23 protein-coding genes and 7 tRNA genes are annotated in these 18945 nt (G+C 69.3%); 21 read left to right on the top strand and 9 right to left on the bottom strand.

What is annotated here, in order from left to right; genetic code table 11:
• Nucleotides 1–130: 130 nt before the first annotated feature.
• The 3 genes from KPL60_RS14165 (at nucleotide 131) to KPL60_RS14175 (ending at nucleotide 3230) form a co-directional block, all read left to right on the top strand.
• Nucleotides 131–796: a hypothetical protein gene (locus KPL60_RS14165; protein ID WP_226366119.1), complete on the top strand. Its 666-nt coding sequence runs from the start codon at nucleotides 131–133 to the stop codon at nucleotides 794–796.
• A 317-nt stretch (nucleotides 797–1113) separates the two neighbouring features.
• Nucleotides 1114–2604, top strand: coding sequence for a hypothetical protein (locus KPL60_RS14170; RefSeq protein ID WP_226366120.1), 1491 nt, complete (start codon nucleotides 1114–1116; stop codon nucleotides 2602–2604).
• A 443-nt stretch (nucleotides 2605–3047) separates the two neighbouring features.
• Entirely contained in the window at nucleotides 3048–3230 is a 183-nt protein-coding gene (locus KPL60_RS14175; RefSeq protein ID WP_226366121.1) for a hypothetical protein, read from the top strand.
• On the opposite strand, the gene KPL60_RS14180 is transcribed toward KPL60_RS14175, so the two are convergent.
• Nucleotides 3221–3688 (bottom strand): NUDIX hydrolase, encoded by a 468-nt coding sequence (locus tag KPL60_RS14180; protein WP_226366122.1) that lies wholly within the window; start codon nucleotides 3686–3688, stop codon nucleotides 3221–3223. The genes KPL60_RS14175 and KPL60_RS14180 overlap by 10 nt on opposite strands.
• A gap of 7 nt (nucleotides 3689–3695) precedes the next feature.
• Complete coding sequence (locus KPL60_RS14185; RefSeq protein WP_226366123.1) at nucleotides 3696–4439, bottom strand: XRE family transcriptional regulator; 744 nt, start codon at nucleotides 4437–4439, stop codon at nucleotides 3696–3698.
• Nucleotides 4440–4596: 157 nt separating this feature from the next.
• Between KPL60_RS14185 and KPL60_RS14190 the strand changes: the two genes are divergently transcribed.
• The 8 genes from KPL60_RS14190 to KPL60_RS14225 all read left to right on the top strand — a co-directional run bounded on the left by KPL60_RS14190 (nucleotide 4597) and on the right by KPL60_RS14225 (nucleotide 10165).
• A complete protein-coding gene (locus KPL60_RS14190; protein WP_226366124.1) occupies nucleotides 4597–4920 on the top strand; it encodes a hypothetical protein in 324 nt (107 codons plus the stop codon).
• 113 nt (nucleotides 4921–5033) lie between these two features.
• Entirely contained in the window at nucleotides 5034–5540 is a 507-nt protein-coding gene (locus tag KPL60_RS14195) for a hypothetical protein (RefSeq protein WP_226366125.1), read from the top strand.
• A gap of 33 nt (nucleotides 5541–5573) precedes the next feature.
• Nucleotides 5574–5843 (top strand): hypothetical protein, encoded by a 270-nt coding sequence (locus KPL60_RS14200; protein WP_226366126.1) that lies wholly within the window; start codon nucleotides 5574–5576, stop codon nucleotides 5841–5843.
• A gap of 61 nt (nucleotides 5844–5904) precedes the next feature.
• Nucleotides 5905–6801, top strand: coding sequence for an FtsK/SpoIIIE domain-containing protein (locus KPL60_RS14205; protein ID WP_226366127.1), 897 nt, complete (start codon nucleotides 5905–5907; stop codon nucleotides 6799–6801).
• On the top strand, nucleotides 6798–7115 hold the full coding sequence (locus KPL60_RS14210) for a hypothetical protein (protein ID WP_226366128.1): 318 nt from the start codon (nucleotides 6798–6800) through the stop codon (nucleotides 7113–7115). The genes KPL60_RS14205 and KPL60_RS14210 overlap by 4 nt, the downstream gene beginning before the upstream one ends.
• A complete protein-coding gene (locus KPL60_RS14215) occupies nucleotides 7115–8647 on the top strand; it encodes a replication initiator (RefSeq protein ID WP_226366129.1) in 1533 nt (510 codons plus the stop codon). The genes KPL60_RS14210 and KPL60_RS14215 overlap by 1 nt, the downstream gene beginning before the upstream one ends.
• Nucleotides 8648–8660: 13 nt before the next feature.
• Nucleotides 8661–8906, top strand: coding sequence for a helix-turn-helix domain-containing protein (locus KPL60_RS14220; protein ID WP_226366130.1), 246 nt, complete (start codon nucleotides 8661–8663; stop codon nucleotides 8904–8906).
• On the top strand, nucleotides 8903–10165 hold the full coding sequence (locus KPL60_RS14225; protein WP_226366131.1) for a site-specific integrase: 1263 nt from the start codon (nucleotides 8903–8905) through the stop codon (nucleotides 10163–10165). The genes KPL60_RS14220 and KPL60_RS14225 overlap by 4 nt, the downstream gene beginning before the upstream one ends.
• A 79-nt stretch (nucleotides 10166–10244) precedes the next feature.
• On the opposite strand, the gene KPL60_RS14230 is transcribed toward KPL60_RS14225, so the two are convergent.
• From KPL60_RS14230 to KPL60_RS14245, 4 genes are all read right to left on the bottom strand, one after another.
• Nucleotides 10245–10316: transfer RNA gene (locus KPL60_RS14230), tRNA-Val, on the bottom strand.
• Between the two features lie 62 nt (nucleotides 10317–10378).
• Nucleotides 10379–10906 carry a TIGR02611 family protein gene (locus tag KPL60_RS14235; RefSeq protein WP_226366132.1) on the bottom strand — a complete coding sequence of 176 codons (528 nt, stop codon included), beginning with the start codon at nucleotides 10904–10906 and terminating at the stop codon, nucleotides 10379–10381.
• A 26-nt stretch (nucleotides 10907–10932) separates the two neighbouring features.
• Nucleotides 10933–11835, bottom strand: a complete 903-nt coding sequence (locus tag KPL60_RS14240) for an anti-sigma factor (protein ID WP_226366133.1) — start codon at nucleotides 11833–11835, stop codon at nucleotides 10933–10935.
• Between the two features lie 26 nt (nucleotides 11836–11861).
• Nucleotides 11862–12539, bottom strand: a complete 678-nt coding sequence (locus KPL60_RS14245) for an RNA polymerase sigma factor (protein WP_226366134.1) — start codon at nucleotides 12537–12539, stop codon at nucleotides 11862–11864.
• A 278-nt stretch (nucleotides 12540–12817) separates the two neighbouring features.
• Here KPL60_RS14245 and KPL60_RS14250 point away from each other — a divergent pair, with 278 nt between their 5' ends.
• The 7 genes from KPL60_RS14250 (at nucleotide 12818) to KPL60_RS14280 (ending at nucleotide 15066) form a co-directional block, all read left to right on the top strand.
• Nucleotides 12818–13246 carry an SsgA family sporulation/cell division regulator gene (locus tag KPL60_RS14250; protein WP_020624097.1) on the top strand — a complete coding sequence of 143 codons (429 nt, stop codon included), beginning with the start codon at nucleotides 12818–12820 and terminating at the stop codon, nucleotides 13244–13246.
• A 156-nt stretch (nucleotides 13247–13402) separates the two neighbouring features.
• Nucleotides 13403–13475, top strand: a tRNA-Gly gene (locus KPL60_RS14255).
• A 19-nt stretch (nucleotides 13476–13494) separates the two neighbouring features.
• Nucleotides 13495–13569, top strand: a tRNA-Val gene (locus KPL60_RS14260).
• 256 nt (nucleotides 13570–13825) lie between these two features.
• Nucleotides 13826–13898, top strand: a tRNA-Gly gene (locus KPL60_RS14265).
• Nucleotides 13899–13928: 30 nt separating this feature from the next.
• A tRNA-Cys gene (locus KPL60_RS14270) sits at nucleotides 13929–14000 on the top strand.
• A gap of 1 nt (nucleotide 14001) precedes the next feature.
• Nucleotides 14002–14076 (top strand) — tRNA-Val (locus KPL60_RS14275).
• Between the two features lie 135 nt (nucleotides 14077–14211).
• A complete protein-coding gene (locus tag KPL60_RS14280; RefSeq protein ID WP_226357654.1) occupies nucleotides 14212–15066 on the top strand; it encodes a hypothetical protein in 855 nt (284 codons plus the stop codon).
• A 4-nt stretch (nucleotides 15067–15070) separates the two neighbouring features.
• Here KPL60_RS14280 and KPL60_RS14285 read toward each other — a convergent pair whose 3' ends face one another.
• The gene (locus KPL60_RS14285; protein WP_226357655.1) at nucleotides 15071–15817 is read right to left on the bottom strand and encodes an SDR family oxidoreductase; all 747 of its coding nucleotides are present in this window, start codon (nucleotides 15815–15817) and stop codon (nucleotides 15071–15073) included.
• A gap of 114 nt (nucleotides 15818–15931) precedes the next feature.
• On the opposite strand from KPL60_RS14285, the gene KPL60_RS14290 reads away from it, so the two are divergent.
• Nucleotides 15932–16007 (top strand) — tRNA-Gly (locus KPL60_RS14290).
• A gap of 2 nt (nucleotides 16008–16009) precedes the next feature.
• Here the strand turns inward: KPL60_RS14290 and KPL60_RS14295 are convergent.
• Nucleotides 16010–16828 carry an SDR family oxidoreductase gene (locus tag KPL60_RS14295; RefSeq protein ID WP_226366135.1) on the bottom strand — a complete coding sequence of 273 codons (819 nt, stop codon included), beginning with the start codon at nucleotides 16826–16828 and terminating at the stop codon, nucleotides 16010–16012.
• 71 nt (nucleotides 16829–16899) lie between these two features.
• Between KPL60_RS14295 and KPL60_RS14300 the strand changes: the two genes are divergently transcribed.
• Together KPL60_RS14300 and KPL60_RS14305 are read left to right on the top strand one after the other, a co-directional pair.
• Nucleotides 16900–17391, top strand: coding sequence for a pyridoxamine 5'-phosphate oxidase family protein (locus tag KPL60_RS14300; RefSeq protein ID WP_226366136.1), 492 nt, complete (start codon nucleotides 16900–16902; stop codon nucleotides 17389–17391).
• A gap of 123 nt (nucleotides 17392–17514) precedes the next feature.
• Nucleotides 17515–18525 carry an IS481 family transposase gene (locus KPL60_RS14305; RefSeq protein ID WP_226366137.1) on the top strand — a complete coding sequence of 337 codons (1011 nt, stop codon included), beginning with the start codon at nucleotides 17515–17517 and terminating at the stop codon, nucleotides 18523–18525.
• Here KPL60_RS14305 and KPL60_RS14310 read toward each other — a convergent pair.
• Nucleotides 18522–18929, bottom strand: a complete 408-nt coding sequence (locus tag KPL60_RS14310; protein WP_226357658.1) for a hypothetical protein — start codon at nucleotides 18927–18929, stop codon at nucleotides 18522–18524. The two genes, KPL60_RS14305 and KPL60_RS14310, sit on opposite strands and share 4 nt — an antisense overlap.
• Nucleotides 18930–18945 lie beyond the last annotated feature (16 nt).

An 18945-nucleotide genomic window follows, 5' to 3' on the forward strand; every position in this document is an offset into this window, starting at 1 on the left:
GTGGCGGGCGTGCGCGCGCGGCTCGCCGGGCCGGAGGTATAGGCGATGCCGCAGCGGCGCCGCCCGTCCGGCCCGTCAGGGCCGGCTTGAAAACGTAAAGAAAATTCTCACAGACAGGAGGGACATCATCGTGGCCATCGTTCGTTGCGCACTCGCAATTATCCAGAAGCGAGGATCAGAAACGACCCCCCCTACGCAGATTGCCGATCTGACGACGCAGGAGCAAAGCTTCCTGGACCGTCACGTGTCAGAGCTACGACGCTCAGCAAGAAAAGAAGGCGCGATCCGAGCTCGATTTAGAGACGACTCCGAACTGGAAGACCAGTTTCGAACCTTGAGAGATACCTCTTCTGCAGAGAATCTCTTCCTAGAGACGTGCAGCTTTCTCGTTTCAGCACTAGCCGACGCGATGAAGTTGACAACGCGAGCCGAAGATTGCGTTGTAGCAATCGTCACCTCGAATGAAGTCAACAGCGAAGAAAGGCACTCGACGCTGTTGAAGCTGGACGCCGAGATCGAGGGGGCGAATCTGTCCGCGCAGCCAGACGGAAGTATCCGACTCGAAGTCTTCGAGCATCTCCTGCCCGCACCCGGGAAGCTCCAGAAGGGCCTCTCATGGCCTGACCCGCGAGACGATTCAGAACTGATCCTGCTCGACACAAACCGTACAGCTGCGGCCCAGTACTTCCAGAATGCTTTCGCCATCGAAGCATCGCCCAGGCCCATTGATGCAGAGAAAGCCCTAACCGACGCGATCCAGAAACTGGACGCACCTCGCGCAATTGAAGCAGCGTAGAAAGCATCTCTAAAGTCAGGACCGGCCGATCTGATCGCTGCCGAACTAGAAGAAGAGTATCCCGAACTGGACACCTCGGCGTCCGAGCTTGGAGGCTCCGGCGGGTACGCTGGGTCAATCCGACAAGGACAGATGGGCCGGTCGACCCAAACGTACAGGTCTGACGGAATCGAACTCAAGATCCCCACCACTGAACTCCACCGACTCACGGTGTCTCCAGACGGAAGCAGCTACGTGACTACGATTCGAACTTCACATCCTTTGGGACCTACTAGCAGCAGCCCGTGAGTGTCGCACCCCTCGACTAGAATGCCGAGATGATCCACATGGCGTACCTTGACACCACTCGCCAGATGTGCGAAGCAATTCGAGATCTCGTCAATCAGGGGTGGACCGAATCAAGGACTGAGTTCAGATCAAAGCCAAAGCACTCGTGGACAGGAACTGCCCGTTCTGCGACACAGGAAATTGAGGCGATCACGCCCTGCATCACTGACGTCCGCCTCGTGGGGCAATGGGGAACCGTCGAACTTGAGCTGCTCTACATCAACGGGTCCTTGGGGGTTGCACCTCAACCTGATGTCGACCTAGAAGGAACGTTCGACTCCTCCGTTCGCGAGGATGCCGATCGCGCATTCTCTGGCGACTTAGATGCGGCGCTCGATCTGGAGGGAAAATGGGAGATTGAGGCCGGAGTCGACATCGCTCGATCTACTGGTGCTGAGGATCCGGATCGGACCTGGGTCTACGCTGGCTCCCAAGCGGAGCTTACAGCGATTCTTCGCAACCGCCCGTGGTGGACCTTGCGAGATCTGATCGATTGCGACAAGCACTCTGTTTTCCTGGTGGACGAAGACTCAGCGATGATCTGCGGATCTCAGAGCTTCTCAGTGATCGGGTGGGACTGTTCGATAGAGAGTCTCCCGCGCACCGCGACAGTCAACCCACCAAAGGGCTTCGAGCAGCTTCCCAAGCTCCCATCTGTGCAATCATTAAAGCTCACCGAGTGCGATCATAGAATTCATAAACCCCTGGAGAATACCCTATACCGGGCTGCTGCTGCAGCAGCATGGGCGTCGCTAGCAACGAACGCCCGTATCGAGGGAGATCTGGTCGAGCTGGAGTACTTTGGATTCCAAAGAGTGTCTTTCGGGATGCCACTGTCCGGACCAGAGATATCTCTAGGATCCTGCCGACAATCAACTGAGCTAGCAGAGTGGGCTCAATCCAACGAGCCGGATAAGCTGCTGGCCATTAGACAGGTAATTAGCCTCAACAGGAGCCCTGTCATCTGGAGTCTAGCGGATGAGATTAGGCGAGCCGCCCAGCCCGTGTTCGTGGCGCTAAGAAGCTCTGCAATATCTGAGGCTCTGAAGTCAGTAAGAGAAGCACGGAACTCCGGACTAGCTATCGCTCGACAGACGTCAGAAGCCGCAACTGCATTAGCAAAAGGCGCGGTTGAGCGGACTATAGCAACGTTAGCGGCGGTCTTCGGCGTCGTGGTCGCACGAGCCAGTCAAGTCATCCCAGTAGAGATTGCCGATGGCCTACGCATAATTGGCGCTGCGTATCTCGTCATTCTTTCCACGTGGGCCCTGTTCGTCGAGGGTCCGATCGTCACAGGTGGCATTACCGCTTTGAAAAGCGACGTCAGAAAATACAGCGACTTCATTTCTGACGATGAAGCGGATGTTATTACGGGCCTCGAAGCAGTCTCGCGAGCCAGACGTCATGCATGGACCGTTCGAATAGCGGTACCCACCGCTTACATTGCAACCGCTCTCGCGGTTCTCACTGTAGCTCGATAGATTCGTTCTTCTTCGTCGCCTACTCACCAGAATCTCGCTGCTACCATTTGTGCATGATGAACCTAGGCGAGCGAGAGGCCCGGTCGATGGCCCGTGAGCTTCTTGCGGGTGAAATGCCGCGACGGTGGCGTCATGTGCAAGCCGTTGCGAATCGCGCAAAGATCACCCTAAGGGAATCAGGGCCGCAGGACTACTTAAGGGGGCTCGTAGACGCCGCCTGGCTGCATGACATCGGATATTCTAGTTCGGTATCGAGACTTGGCCTACATGCCTTAGATGGCGCGATAGCGGCTCGCGCTCAAGGCTGGAGTCGGTCTGTTTGCAACTACATTGCATTCCACTCTGCCGCAAAATTCGAGGCAGCCGAGTTGGGACTGAACGGCTACATAATTCAGTTCGCGGATGATCACTGCCTTGCCCGTGACCTCCTCTGGTATTTAGACATGACCACAAGTCCGGACGGCGAGCGCGTCTCGTTCGACGAGCGCATGGCTGAGGTGCGGGAGCGCTATCCCACCGAGCACTACGTAAGCCGCGCCCTCGACCGCAGCATGGCCGACCGCCGTGGTGCGGTGGACCGCGCCGAGTCGTGGCTGTCGTCCGTCGGCCTGGCTGGTCAGGTGTAGTAGGGATCCTGCCGGCTGAACCCGTGCTCGATTCGAAGGCGGATCGATGGGTGGACGTCGATGCCGTCCAGCTCGGCCCGCTCGACCCACAGCACTTCCGAGGACTCGTCGCTCGTCCTCGGCTCCCCGCCTACCGGCCGGGCGCGGAAGCAGATGGAGAACTCCTGTCGGACCTCGCCGTCGGTGTAGGCCATGACGTGGTCGGGGTTGCTGTAGATCCCGACGAGGCTTGTGACCTCGATGTGGATGCCGGTTTCCTCGTCGGTCTCGCGGAGCGCGGTCTCGGTCATGGTCTCGCCGAGCTCGTGGCGGCCGCCGGGGAGCGCGTAGAGGTTGTTGTCGGTGCGGCGGATCATCAGCAGCCGGTCGTGCTCGTCGGTGACGAACGCGCTCACGGCGATGACGATGCTGGTCGCCTTCGGGGCGTCGGGTTCGTGGAAGTGGTCGGTCCGGGCCACGCGCCGGTCACCAATGCGCTGGGGTCGAGGTGCTCCACACGTCGACGAAACTACGCGCATAGGTGTCGAACAGGTCCCCGGCGCCGAGCTTGCGCAGATGTAGCGCCGGGGCGTGGGCGCCGGGGACCCCGTAGACGTGGGTGTTGATGATGGCCTGGTCGTCGAACCGGAAGATCGAGTTGTAGAGCGTGGTCGTGTGGAACCGGAACTCGATGCCCGGGGTGTCCAGTAGCGGCCGGTACGCGGCCAGCCCGTAGCGGATCCGCGCGGCCAGCGTCCCAGTCCCGAGGCGTTCCTCCTGGCTGCGCAGCTCGACAGCGTCGCTGTCGGGGTCGCCGAAGTTGATCCGCACGGTCACTCCGGCCCCGGCCTTCTCAGCCACGGTGCGAATGAAGTCCGGACGCTCGATGAGGAACTGGCCGGCGTGGACCAGGACGTCGATCCGGTCCGTCGCCGCGGCGAGCAACTCGTCCCACAGCTCGGCCGGGACCGCTCCCCGGTGCGGGTAGGCGGCGACGATCTCCGAGGCCGCGATCCTCGCCTGCCGCTCCGGCGGCACCGCTGCGGGCCACAGGTAGGACTCGCTCTGCCCGACCAGCGCCGAGAGCGCGGCCCGGTGCCGGGCGTACGGGGTGCGGCCCTGGGTGGCCCACCGCTCGACGGTCTTGGCGTCCACACCGATCTGCTCGGCCGCCGTCGCGGGCGTGAGGCCGGCGCTCATCAGCGCGTCGCGCAGTCGCTCGTTCGCCATTGCCGTACCCCTCCGTGGACACGAGCTGGGACGTCTTGATTCTAGCTGAGACGTCCTGAGATGTCCCTCTGTGTGGTCGGGCCGTCCCGGTGATTTCCGGAGTCTTGGACCTGCCCCGCTACGAGGGCCATCCCGATTCAGTCCCTGGAGGACGGTCATGGCAACGATCAAGGTCGACACCACCGGCACCCGCTACACCGTGGGCGCGGCTCCGCGTCCGAAGAACGACATGGACGGCCGTCAGCGCACCGACCGTCAGACCGGGACGCCGCTGTTCACCACGCAGCTGGTCAAGGTCGACGCCGAGGGCGCGGAGATCCTGACCATCACCACCCCGGGCGCCCCGCAGGTCGAGCAGGGCGCGGAGGTGCGCCCGGTGGGGCTGATCGCGATCCCGTGGCAGCAGGGCCAGCGGGCCGGTGTGGCGTTCAAGGCCGACCGGATCGAGCCCGCCCACGCCCCGGCGTCCAAGGCGTCCTGACCCCGTCTGTCGGCGGTGCGGGTCGGGGCTGTCTTCCCCGGAGTCCCGGCCCGCACCCCGGCGCCTCGCCGCTCCCCGCCCCGTCGCTCGCCCCGCGTCCGGAAGGCCCTGTCATGGCTCGCAACGCCGCTCCTGCTCGCACCTTCGGTGCCGGGAAGTCCCGTGTGGACTCCTTCGAGATCATCTCCGCCCCGCCCGCCAACCCTGCCGTCCGCGTCGCCGCCCTGCTACTGCGGCTGCGCGCCGAGCTGTTCGTCCTCGCCGTCGCGGTGTGGGCGTGGGTGGCGCTGGGCCCGGATCACGTCCGCGACGAGGCCGGCCGATTCCTCGCCGTCCCGGGCACCGGCTTCGACACCACGGCGCGGGTCGCGCTGTTCGTCGCGGTCGGGCTGGTGCTGGCGGGGCTGCCGTGGACGCGGCGGTTCCTGTTCCACCGCGCCCAGGCCGTACTCACCCGCCACCGTGTCCGTCAGGTCCTGGTCGAGTGCCGGGTCCTGAACTCCCGCTCGCGGGCGTGCCCGTTGACGGTGTGGGCTCGTCCGACGCGGGTTGGTGAGGTCGTGTGGGTGGTGCTGCGGGCTGGGATCGCCCCGCACGCCGTCGCGGATCAGGCGGAGTAGCTGGCGTCGGCGTGTTTCGCCCGTGAGGCGCGGGTGGTGGTGTGGCCGCGGTTCACCAACGTCGTGCGGGTCGAGATCATCCGCCGCGACCCGCTGGCGCCGAACCTGATCCGCTCGGACCTGTTCCGCTACGCCTCCGGCGACATCCACGACCCGGGCTGGCCCACCCACGACGGCCCCGACTCCGACGTTCCGACCCCGCGCCGGGAGCCGTCCCGCCTCGTGCTGCCCGCGGCACCGCAGCCCGCGTTCGACAGCCCGTCCGACGGCGGGCGTGGTGGGGACTGGTCGGAGTATGTCTGAGCACCCGCCCACACAGCCCCTACCGCTGATCACCGATGACGAGGATGCGTCGGGTCGGCTGGTGCGCCCGCTGCTGGTCCTGCGCCGCTGGGCCGATGAGTACCGCGCCCACCGCCGCGAGCGCCGCACCGATGACGGGCCGTCGATCTGGGAGCCGATCCACCTCGGCACCGGCGAGGACGGCCGTCCGGTCCGGGTCCCGCTGATCTACCGCAACATGCTGCTCGCCGGGGAGCCCGGCGCGGGCAAGTCGGTGGGCCTGAACAACATCGTCGCCCACGCCGCCCTCGCGATCGACTGCCGCCTGTGGTTGTTCGACGGCAAGATCGTCGAACTCGGCTTGTGGCGGTCGTGTGCGGACCGGTTCGTTGCCAACAGCCTCGACGAGGCCATCGCCGCTCTGCTGGACCTGCAGTCGGAGATGGACTCCCGCTACGCCGTCCTCGACGACGATCGCCGCCGCAAGATCGCCCCCGCCGACGGCGTCGCGCCGATCGTGGTCGTCCTCGACGAACTGGCGTACTTCTCGGCGACGGTCGGGACCAAGCGCGAGCAGGAAGCGTTCTCGGTCCTCGTGCGGGACCTGGTGGCTCGGGGCCGTGCGGCGGGGATCATCGTGGTTGCGGCGACGCAGCGTCCTTCGTCGGACATCATCCCGACGTCGCTGCGGGATTTGTTCGGGTACCGGTGGGCGTTCCGCTGCACGACCGACGCGTCGTCGGACATCGTGCTCGGGCACGGCTGGGCGTCCCGTGGTCACTCCGCGGCCTCGGTGGCGCCGGAGACCAAGGGCATCGGGTTCCTGCTCGCCGAGGGTGGTGTCCCGCGCCGGATCAAGGCTGCGCATCTGTCCGACGAGCAGGTCTACGCCCTGGCCGACCGTGCCGCCATGCGACGGCTCGCCGCCGGGATCGCCCACGGCCAGGACCTCGACGACACCACCGGTGGTGCCGCATGACCGCCCGCCTGACGACGGCCGAGCTGGTCCACGCCGGGCTGCGCCGGTGCGCGGCTGCTCGCCGTCAGGTCAGCGCCCGCTACGAGCACGGAGACGTCACCGCCGCTGAGTGGGCCGACGCTCTCGCGACGTTGCACGCCCGCGACGCCCGCTGGTGGTCTGTGCTCGCCCGCAGCGCCGTCGCCGACCACACGATCCCGCTCGTCTACGTCGCGGCTGTGTCCGACGCCGAGGCCGGCGCCCTGCGCGCTGCCGCCGACTGGGCTCATACCGCCCGCGAGTACACCGGCACCGCTGTGGCTCGGGTGGCGTGATGAACACCGGCCACGGATCCGCGACCGTCGACAGCCTCGCGGCCCGACGCCTGTCCCGCCTGGCCGGAACCACCCCCGCCGCCGACCTCGTTACCGCCGCCGGACGCCGCGAGGACTTCGTTGGGTGGCTGCGCCACGTCACCCCCGCTGCCGGGTGCGCCCACCCGATCCGGCTGTCCGGGACGGTATTCCGGGTCGAGGAAGCCACCGGCCGCATCACCAGCGAGCGCCACACCGCGGAGATGCCCGACGGGCTGATCTACACCGCCTGCGGCAACCGCCGCGCCTCCGTCTGTCCGTCGTGCGCGGAGACCTACCGCGCCGACACCTTCCAGCTCGTCACCGCCGGACTCGTCGGCGGCAAAGGCACCCCCGCCACCGTCGCCGGGCACCCGTGCGTGTTCCTGACCGTCACCGCCCCCTCGTTCGGCCCGGTCCACGCCCACCGCACCGACCGGAAAGGCCGGCCTCTCCCGTGCCGCCCCCGTCGCGAGGAGACGAGCTGCGAGCACGGGACCGGGCACGCCTGCTGGGAGCGCCACGCCGAAGACGACCCGCGCGTCGGGCGGCCGCTCTGCCTGGACTGCTACGACCACCCGCACCAGGCGGTGTGGAACCTGCACGTCGGCGAGCTATGGCGCCGCACGATGATCGCCGCCACCCGCAACCTGCGCCAGCTCGAGAAACTCACCGGGCACAAGCTGCGGCTCTCCTACACCAAGGTCGCAGAGTTCCAGGCCCGCGGCGCGGTCCACCTGCACGCCCTGGTCCGACTCGACGGCCGCGACCCCGACCCGGCCCTGACACACCTGACCCTGCCGCCCCCGCCCGGGATCTCCGCCGCCCAGGTCGCACTGCTGCTCCGTGGAGCGGTCACCGAGACCTCGTTCACCACCGCCTCGCACCCCTCCCGGCCGCAGGGGTGGCCGATCGCGTGGGGTGAGCAGGTCGACCCGCGCCCGGTCCGGCTGGCCGCTCGCGACCTCGACGACGCCGCGGAGATCACCACGACCGCCGTCGCCGCCTACCTGGCCAAGTACGCCACGAAGGCCACCGAGACCGCCGGGCACCTCTCGACCCGGCTGCGGCCGGACACGGTGCGCTCCTACACCGACCACACCACCCACACCGGCCGTCAGATCGATGCCTGCTGGCGCCTCGGCCAGCGCCCCGGCGGCTGGGACCCCGAGGACTGGTCGACCTCGTGGGGTCGGTTGTGGCGGTGGGCGCACATGCTCGGGTTCGCCGGGCACTTCTCCACCCGCTCCCGGCGCTACTCGACCACCCTCACAGCGCTGCGGCAGGCGCGCCGGGATTGGCAACGCGACCACACCGACCCCCGCCCCGCCGCCGACGACGTCGAGCGCCTCGACGAGCGCGAGGACACCACCGAGGTCGTCATCTCCGCACTGCACTTCGCCGGCATCGGCTGGCACACCACCGCCGACGCCCTGCTCGCCAACACCGCGGCCGCCCAGGCCCGGGCCAGGAGGCGCGCCGCCCGCGAGGAACTGACCAGCACGGCCGGATGAGGAAGGAACGGAGATGACAGAAAGCCACTCGATCCTGCGGCTACCGGACCGGAGCGATGACGCGGTCTCGCTGCGCGACATCCCGGCGCCGCAGGTCTACACCGTGCGTCAGGTGGCCGGCCTGCTCGGGCTGAACCTGGGGATGACCTACGACCTGATCCGAAAGGGCGAGATCCCGGCCAAGCGGCTTGGCCGCCGGTGGCTCGTGCCGCGTGAGTCGTTCCACGCCTGGCTGCTCGACATGGCGTCGGCGTCGTGAGCATCCACGTCACGCCGCAGGGGCAGTATCGGGCCAAATGGCGCGACCCGTCCGGGCGGCAGCGGTCGAAGAACTTCGCGACCAAGCGCGAGGCGCGGGACTTCCTCGCGACGGTGCGGACGACGGCGTCGAACGGCACCTACGTCGACCCGCAGGCCGGCCGTCAGCGCTTCGCCGAGCACGCCGAGGCATGGCTGGCGAGCAGGACCGGGGAGTCCACCACCCGGGCCCGGGACGCCTCTGTCATGCGCACCCACGTCCTCCCGCAGTGGGGCGACTGGCAGCTCGGCAAGATCGATCACCTGTCCGTGCAGAGCTGGGTGAGTGAGCTCGGTCGCCGCCGCTCCCCCGCGACGGTCGCCGAGGCGCTGCGGCTGACCTCCGGTGTCCTGCGCTCGGCGGTGCGGAACCGGCTGATCCCGTACAACCCGTGCGAGGACGTGACCCTCCCCCGCCGCCGCAAGCACGACCACGACGACCGGGTGATCACCCGTGACCAGCTCTCGGGCGACCTGCTCCCGGCCGTCCCGGCCCGGTACCGCATGCTGGTCGCCACCACGGCGTGGACGGGGCTGCGCTGGGGCGAGGCCGTCGGGTTGCAGAGCGACGCCCTGGACCTGGCCGGAGGGACGCTGCGGGTCATCCGCACCGTCGTCGAGGTCAGCGGGAACACCGACTACAAGCCGTACCCGAAGACCGGGGCCGGCCGCAGGACGGTGCCACTCCCCCGCTGGCTCGTGCCGCAGCTGCGTGACCACGTCGCCCGCTACGGGCTCGGCGAGCGGGGCTTGGTGTTCGCCAACGCCGTCGGCAAGCCGCTGCGGCGCACACTGTTCCGCTCCCGGATCTGGCGGCCGTCGCTGGTCCGGGCCGGGCTGCTCGGCTCGGTCGAACACACCGGCTCCCACGAGTTCACCGGCCGCTGGATCGACGACGAGGGACGCGCGAACACACTGGTCCGCGAGACCTACGCGGCGGCCGTCAAGGCGGTGGCGAGCGCGGCGGGCACCGGACTGCGGTTCCACGACCTGCGCCACTCGTACGCCACCTGGCTCGTCGACGACGGCGTGCCGCCGAACATGGTGCAGCGGGTGATGGGCCACGAGAGCGTCACCACGACGCTGCAGCTCTACACGCGGCGGACCGAGAACCACGACCGCATCCTCGACGCCCTGGGCGGCTCGATGCTCGGCGCCGACGGCCCCGACGACGAGGACCAGGACGACGGCCCGGCCGCAGGAATGGCGGTGCTGCGGTGATCCGGGAATGTTCCCTGAATGTTCCCCGGGAACGACTGAGGCCCAACCCGAATTACTCGGATTGGGCCTCTGACCTCCGTGGGCGATACTGGGATCGAACCAGTGACCTCTTCGGTGTGAACGAAGCGCTCTCCCCCTGAGCTAATCGCCCTCAGCGGTGAAACCAACTCTACACAGCCCGTCCCACCGCCGTTCACGGGGGTCACCCGTGGATCACTGCGGGCCTGTGACCAGCTCCGATCCCGGAACGGGCACCGGCGGGGGCGGCGGCTGGATCAGCGGCAGCAGCGGCGAGTGCAGCCACTCCCAGTGGATCCCCACCCAGCCGCCGGCCGTCTCGAAGATCCCGAACAGCCACGCGCACACCGCGACCGTGCCGAGGATCAGCGTCATCACCAGCAGCTGCACGACACGGTTCTGGCGGCCCATCCAGGCCACCCAGCCGTCGTAGCGGACACGGACCCAGTGCAGGAGCCGCTGCGCCCAGCTGAACTCGGCGGCGAGCACGCCCAGGCCGAGGAAGATGATCGCCCAGCCGGGGCCCGGCGCGGGCAGCGCGATGATCCCGATGATCACGATCGCGGTGCCCAGGACCCCCATGGTGATGCGGTAGGTCAGGTCCAGCACCGGGTTGCGGGCCACGCGGGCCCGGAACGCGCGGTAGCGGACCTTCGCCCGCCGGTACTTCTTGCGGATGCCGGTGTACCGGCGCCCGGAGGTGGTCCTCCCGGACGCCGGCACACCGACGTCGTTCTTCTCCGTCGTACTCAGGTCTCCACCTGCCCGGCCGCGACTACCTTGGTCGGCGCGGGGGGAGCCTCCCTTCCGCGCTCGAGCGAGACGGCGTATGTCCCGTAGGTCCCGCTGTCGGGCGATTCTACGGACACCGGTCCCGACTGCCCCGCTCGCACGTCGAACGTGCCGACCGCGCGCGGAGTTCCGTCACCGTTGAGTCCCCACAGGACATAGGTCTGGTCCGCGGTCTCGTTGGGGTCCAGCCCCATCGGCATGACCTGGCGCTGTCCGTCCTTCACGACGACCGCGGCCACCATCGGCGCCCCCGGCTCCGCGGAGAGGAAGGCGTGCGGTGTGCCGGGCTGTGCGATGGCGGAGAGCACGTCGCGCAGCTCCTGGGCCTGCGCGAGGCTCGCGTCCCGCTCGGCCTGCAACGACTGGATCTGCCCGAACGCCGCTCCCCCGCCCACGATCACCGCGAGTGCGACGGCTGCGGCGACCAGTACCCGTCCGGGGCGGCGCAGCCACCCGTTCCGGGCCGGACCTCGTCCGGCGCCTCCCGACGGGCGTGTCGCGGGCCCGGTGGACCGCTCCGACCGTGCAGGGCGGGCGCGCGGCGCGGCGTCGCCGGCCCGCGACCCCTCGTAGGCGGCGCCGTCGGCGGAGGACGTCTCGTCGCGCAGGGCGTGCCGCGGCACCGCGCGGTCGGACTCGCGTCCGACCTGCGGGGCCTGCCGGGCCTGCTCCAGGATCGACTCCCGCAGCGACGGCGGCGGCTCGACCTGCGGCACCGCGCTCCCGAGCACGGTCGTCGTCTCGGCGACGTCCGCGGCGAGCCGTCGGCATTCGTCACAGCCCTCGAGGTGCTGCACCACCTCGATCTCCTCGTCGGGCTCGAGAGCGTGGAGCGCCCACCCGACCGTCTGTTCGTTCATCGGACAGGCCCTCCCCTCGTTGCCGTTCACGACAGCCCTCCTGCCAGGTCTCCCCCGGCCTCCCCGAGCACGGGTCCCAGCAGGTTCCGGAGCTTGGCCACCCCGGTGAACATGCGGGACTTCACGGTGCCCAGCGGCACCCCGGTCATCGCGGCCACCTCGCGTTGGGTGTAGCCGCCGTAGTACGCCAGCGCGAGGACCTTCCGCTGGTCGGCGGGCAGCTGACCGAGCGCGTCGCGCACCTGGCCCGCGACGAGCGCGCCGATGGCCCCCTCGTCGGCGCCCGGGCCGGGCGGGGCGTTCCACTCCGCGCCGTCGTCCGACGCCGGGACGGTGCGGCGCCGGATGGCGCTCTCCCGGCGGACGGCGTCGACGGACTTGTGGTGCACCAGGGTCAGCAGCCAGGTGCCGAAGCGGCCCTTGGCCGGGTCGAAGCGCGACGGGTCGCGCCAGAAGGCCAGGAAGACCTCCTGCACGACGTCCTCGGCCAGCCCCTCGTCGGCACAGATGCGCCGTGCGAGGGAGTAGGCCTGACGCCCGAAGCGGTCGTACAGCTCACCCAGTGCGGTCGAGTCGCCGGACACGATCCGTTGCACGAGTCGCGTGTCCCCGGCGTCGTCACGACGCGACGGGTCACGGCGCGCGGCAGCGCCGACGGCCCGCCCGTGCTCGGGGCGGTCCGGCGGATCGGCGATGCCTGCCACCAGCGTTGTCCTCACGATTGCTGTATTCGGTGCCCGAACCCGTTCCGGTTCGGACTCCGACGAGAGTAGTCGTCATGGGCTTCCCGGCTCACACGCCAGGACGTCGCCAAGCCCGTTCAGCCCTGTCGTCGCACGCAGCGAGTTACACCGTTGTGACTCGATCGGGGGTCATCCCACGGTGATCCACGTTCTTGCGCATCGAACCCGTCACCCCGAGGCCTTCTCTCTCGTTCCCACACTGACGCCCCACGCAACGCCCCCACGAAAGAGGATCACCGATGCGCGACGAGTCCAAGACGATCCGGGCGACGGCCATGTTCGAGCTCATCGCTCCGGACGCGCCTGTCGTGCCTGTGAAGGTCGAACTGTCCTACACGAGCCGCGACCCCTACGCCGTGCAGGCCTCGTTCAAGACCGGCCACGACACCACGGTCGACTGGGTCTTCGCCCGCGACCTGCTCGGCGACGGCCTGGTCGACTCCGCCGGCACCGGCGACGTCCGGGTGCAGCCGATGAGCGACGACCCGACCCGGATCGAGCTCGAGCTCACCTCCCCCTCGGGCCACGCCCTGTTCACCACCTCCGCGGCGACGCTGTCGGAGTTCCTGCAGGCGACCTACGACGCCGTGCCCGCCGCCGCCGAGTACTCGTGGCTCGACTTCGACGCCGCCCTCGCGGACCTGCTCGACACCACCGCCCGGGACTGACCCGACGTACCCCACCACCGGGCGGAGCCCGTCTCCGCACGTGAGAGGACATCCGGTGGTGGAGAGAGGGGGCGGTCGGACCCCCCTCGGGGCGGGTGCTAGTGTTCTCTCACCGCACCGCGGACGGGCCTCACGGCCCGGGACGCGGTGCACGGTGCGGACGTAGCGCAGCTGGTAGCGCATCACCTTGCCAAGGTGAGGGTCGCGGGTTCGAATCCCGTCGTCCGCTCGGAGACTTCTCTTCCCACGCGCGATTAGCTCAGCGGGAGAGCACTACCTTGACACGGTAGGGGTCACTGGTTCAATCCCAGTATCGCGCACCAATTTCCCGGATCCCCGGGGCCGCACATCGGCCCCGGGGATCTCGCTTTTCCGGATGTGCCCGGGCACGAGCGGATGCGACGACGCGGTCGGCCGAATGCCCGCGGCGCGCTCCCCCGGCCGCCTCCGGCCGTCGTGGCGCCGCTGACCTGGACGGACGATCATCGGGTACCCCCTCGACAGCGGCCACGGACGGTGCGCTACTGTTCTCCCAACGCACCGGGAACTTGCGGAAACGCCTCGGGAACGGTGCGACATGCGGACGTAGCGCAGCTGGTAGCGCATCACCTTGCCAAGGTGAGGGTCGCGGGTTCGAATCCCGTCGTCCGCTCTGCCGGGCCCCGACAGCAGGCCGGTTTCCGGCGGCGTGGCCGAGTGGCTTAGGCAAGGGCCTGCAAAGCCCTGTACGCGGGTTCGATTCCCGCCGCCGCCTCGCGCGATTAGCTCAGCGGGAGAGCACTACCTTGACACGGTAGGGGTCACTGGTTCAATCCCAGTATCGCGCACCATTCCCGGATCCCCGGGGCCGGAAGTCCGGCCCCGGGGATTCTGCTTTCCGGACTCATCAACATTGACGAAGATGCCCAGCCGGGGCTAATGAAGGTCCACACCCCCACGACGACGGAGCAGTTCCGGGGTACACGATGACCAGTCCGCAGCAGCGCCACGGTGCACGTCCGCACCAGTCGCCCGACTCCTCCCCTGCTCCGCAGTTCGATCCGCCGGCTGGGCAGGCTCCGTGGTGGGCCATTCCGGCCCAGCGCACCACCGAATCCACCCCCGTGGTCCCGCCCCGCGTCCGCGGTCCGCGCTGGACGCTCGCCTTGGCCATCGGAGTGGTGGCGACGATGGCGGTCATCGGCGCGGCGGTCGTGTCCACCGGCCCGCGCGACAGCGCTCAGACCGACACGGCCGCGGCACCTGCGGCTGCCGCACCGACCTACGCCTACAGCGCCCCGACGACGTCAGCACCGCCTCCGGATCCTGCGCCGCAGAGCTTCACGGGGACAGGAGACGAGGTCGTGCGCCTCGACTCTCCCCGTGACACGGCGGTCGTCACGTTCTCCTGCAAGGACTGCTCCAGCAATGTGATCGTCAAGTCGGACGAGGACACCCTCGTCAACGAGATCGGGAGCTATTCCGGGACGACCTTGTACGGCATCCGGGGATCGTCGTCGACTGCTCCCCTCACTCGGCTCCAGATCACTGCGGACGCCGCATGGACGCTGACGATCGGAGGCATCGACACGGCACGCGAGGTCGGCTCCTTCCCGGTGAAGGGCTCCGCGGACGACGTCATCATGGTCGACTCCCCTCGCGACGTCGCCCGCCTCACGCACGATGGCGACAGCAACTTCGTCGTGTACGCCATCAGCGGCTCCGACTCCGACCTGGTCGTGAACGAGATCGGCGCGTACGAGGGGACCGTCATACTTCCCGCCGACGGTGGGCGCCTTTTGCTCGTCATCACCGCCGACGGGAACTGGACAGTCGACTGAGGGCTCAGCGCACCTGTTCCACCGGGCGCACGAGCATCTCGTTGACCGCCGCATGCCGCGGGCGGGTCACGATGTAGACGACGGCGTCGGCGATGTCGGCGGGCTCCAGCACCCCGCGTTCGCCCTTCGAGGTCGCGTCCGGCGCGTACTCCGCACCCGAGGTCGTCATCTCCGAGGCGACCAGGCCGGGCTCCACGAGGCCGACCCGCACGTGGCGTTCGGCGTACTCCTGGCGCAGCGCCTCGCAGAACGCGCCGACCCCGTGCTTGGTGGCCGCGTAGACGTTGCTCTCCGGCGACGGGACCCGGCGCCCGGCCACCGAGCTGATCGTCACCACGTCGGCGACGCCGCGCGGCCCACCGGCCGCCGTCGCCAGGTGCGGCAGGGCCGCGTGCGTCGTCGACAGGACGCCCGTGAGGTTGACGTCGATCATCGTGCGCCAGTCCGCGACGTCGGCCTCGGCCGCCGGGCCCCAGGACCCGGAGCCGGCGTTGTTGACGAGGACGTCCAGCCCGCCGTGCTGCTCGACCACCGCCGCGACGGCGGCGTGCAGCGCGTCGTCGTCGGTGACGTCCACCGGGTGCACCGACGCCCTCGGCAGCTCCGTCGCCAGCTCCTCGAGGCGCTCCCGGCGCCGGGCCAGCAGCGCCACCGTCGCCCCCTCGGCGGCCAGCGCCCGGGCGGTCGCCTCACCGATTCCGCTCGACGCACCCGTCACGATCACCGTCGTCCCGTCCAACCGTCCGCTCATGACAGCGGGGTACCCGCGGACCCGGCCACGTACTGATCATCGCCGGGGGTGCGGCGCGGCGCCCGGGAGCGAGTGCGTTATCGTGGGCCGGCACGCGCCGGGGACGGTGCGACTGCGGACGTAGCGCAGCTGGTAGCGCATCACCTTGCCAAGGTGAGGGTCGCGGGTTCGAATCCCGTCGTCCGCTCCACATCACCAGGGTCGCCACCCGTTCCGGTGCCGGGCGAACCCACCCTCCGAGTCGATCACCTGTCCGGTGATCCAGGCCGCCTCGTCGGTGCACAGCCACGCGATCAGCCGGGCCGGGTCGTCGGGCTCGCCGAACCGGCCGAACGGGAACATCGGGGCCATCGCCCGGAACGCCTCCGCGCCGAGGTAGCCGGTGTCGACCGGCCCCGGGTTCACCGTGTTGACCCGCAGACGTCGGTCCGCGAGCTGGTCGGCGAGGGTCGGGGTGATGCCCGCGACGGCCGACTTCGCCGCGGCGTAGGCCACTTCGCCGGGCATCGGCCCGCGTGCCTGCCCCGAGGTGAGCAGGACGGCCGCGCCGCCGGGGCGGGTGTCGTCGTGCGCGTTCGCCCATGCCTGGACCAGCAGGATCGACGCGCGGGCGTCGACCGCCCAGTGCCGGTCCAGCTCCTCGGACAGCTCCCCCAGCGGACCGTCGGAACCCGACAGGGCCTGGTTGGCGACGAGCAGGTCGACCGGCCCGGCGAGCTCCCGGGCGGCGTCGAGCAGGAGCTGCGGCGCGGCCGGGTCGGCGAGGTCGGCGTGCACCCCGGCGACCGGCGCCGTCGCGTGCCCCCGGACCTGCGCGAGAGCGGCGTCGACGTCGTCGGCACCCCACTCCTGCGCCGCGTCGTGCGGGGCGAAGTGGTGCACGACGACGGCCGCGCCGTACGCGGCGAGCCGGCAGGCGGTCGCATGCCCGATCCCGCCGCGCCGGCCGCCTCCGGTCACGAGCGCGGTGCGGCCGCGCAACGGCATCGGGTCCCGGCGCAGGGTGCTCACGCCCCGACCCTGGCCGACCGGCACCCGTTCGCGCGAGCGGAATCGTCGGTGCCCTGCCCTACCGTGCCGCCATGACGACATGGACGGAGTTCGTGACCGCGGCGCCCACGATCTCCGAGGTTTTCGCGCGCCGCCACGCCGCCGCCGGGAGCCTCGCCATGCTGGGCACCCTGCGCGCGGACGGCTTCCCCCGGGTGTCCCCCGTCGAACCGCGGGTGTTCGAGGGCGAGCTGTGGCTGAGCGGCATGCCCGGGACCCGCAAGTTCGACGACCTGCGCCGCGACCCGCGGTTCACCCTGCACACCGCGACCGTCGACTCCCGGGTCACCGAGGGCGATGCCAAGATCTGGGGCACCGTGCACGACGTGCGCGACCCGGAGCTGCACCAGCGCTTCGCCGAGGCGCGGTACGAGGAGATCGGGCTCGACCTGCGCGGCCGGGAGTTCGGCTTCTTCCCGGCCGCCGACATCCTGAGCGGGTCCTCGGTCCGGGTCGGCGGCGGCCACATGGACGTCACCGTGTGGCGGGCCGGTGGGACCGAGGAGGTGGTCCGCAAGCACTAGCTGTGATGCCCAGGCACGTTGGTCGAGATCGTGTGACGACACGGTCTGATCTGTAGATGGGCGAAGGCCTCCCGGGTGTGGAGTGGAGCTGTCGAGGAACCGCTCCGCACCCAGGAGGCCTTCGTGTCCCACGCTACCCACTCCAATGCCGCGCTCACCTGTCGTGCCCGACTCCGACTCGCTCGCTTGGTCGTCGATCTAGGCTGGTCTGTGGCCCGCGCCGCCGAGCGCTACGACGTCTCGTGGCGGACTGCGAACAAGTGGGCCCAGCGCTACCGCGATGAAGGCCCGGCCGGGATGCACGACCGGTCCTCGGCCCCCCGTCACCAGCCGAACCGCACGCCGGCGCCGGTGGTCCGCAAGATCGTGCACCTGCGCTGGAAGCAGCGCCTGGGACCGGTCGAGATCGGCGACCGGCTCGACATGGCGTCCTCGACCGTGCACGCCGTGCTCGTGCGCTGTCGCATCAACCGGCTCACCCACATCGACCGGGCTACTGGCGAGCCGATCCGCCGCTACGAGCACGAGGCGCCCGGCGACTTGATCCACGTCGATGTCAAGAAGCTCGGCAAGGTCCCCGACGGAGGCGGATGGCGCTACGTCGGTCGTCGACAAGGCGAGAAGAACCGTGCGGTGACCTCGACACGAACCGGTCTGCCCAGGAGTCGGTACCACCAGCCTCTGCTGGGCACCTGCTACCTGCACACCGTCATCGACGATCACTCTCGAGTCGCCTATGTCGAAGCACACGAGGACGAGACCAAGCAGACCGCGGCCGCGGTCCTGCGTAACGCGGTCGCCTGGTTCGCCTGCCGCGGTGTCACGGTCAAACGCGTGCTCAGCGACAACGGCGGCTGCTACAAGTCTCATCTCTGGCGCGACACCTGTGCCGAGCTGGGCATCACCCCGAAAAAGACACGGCCCTACCGGCCGCAGACGAACGGGAAGATCGAGCGCTTCCACAGGACCCTGGCCGAGGGCTGGGCCTTCAAGAAGCTCTACAACTCCGAGTCAGCCCGACTCGCGGCTCTGCCAGCATGGGTCCACGACTACAACCACCACAGGCCCCACTCGGCAATCGGAAAGGCCACACCCATCACCAGGTTGAACAACCTGGCTGGGCATCACAACTAGCCGCGGGCGGTCTCCGGGGTGATCGCGCAGCGCAGCCGCGCGGGCAGCGCCTGCGGGTCGGGGGCGCCGCCGTCCTGGAGCCAACGGGTCACCGCACGCACGTCGTCGGTGCTGCGGACCGGGCCGACCGCGACCACCGGCGACTCGGGACGGGTGCGGGCGGCGTCGCACGCCTGCACCAGCACCATCAGCCCGGGCCGCCGCGCCGCGCAGACCCCCGGCCCGAGCCGGCACCCCGCGGTCACGAGCACCCCCTGGGCACTGTCCTGCACCACCGCACGCAGACCCTCGACCAGCACCTCGTCGACGCCGGGCAGGGCCGCGACGGTGCCGTGCGCGTCCTCGTCGAACCCCGACGGCGCGTGGGCGCAGGCCCCGCACCGGACCACCGTGAACCCGTCCACCGGCACCCCTTCCTGC

It is taken from the genome of Pseudonocardia sp. ICBG162, from assembly GCF_020496225.1.
In the GTDB taxonomy this organism is placed as follows: Bacteria; Actinomycetota; Actinomycetes; order Mycobacteriales; family Pseudonocardiaceae; genus Pseudonocardia; species Pseudonocardia alni.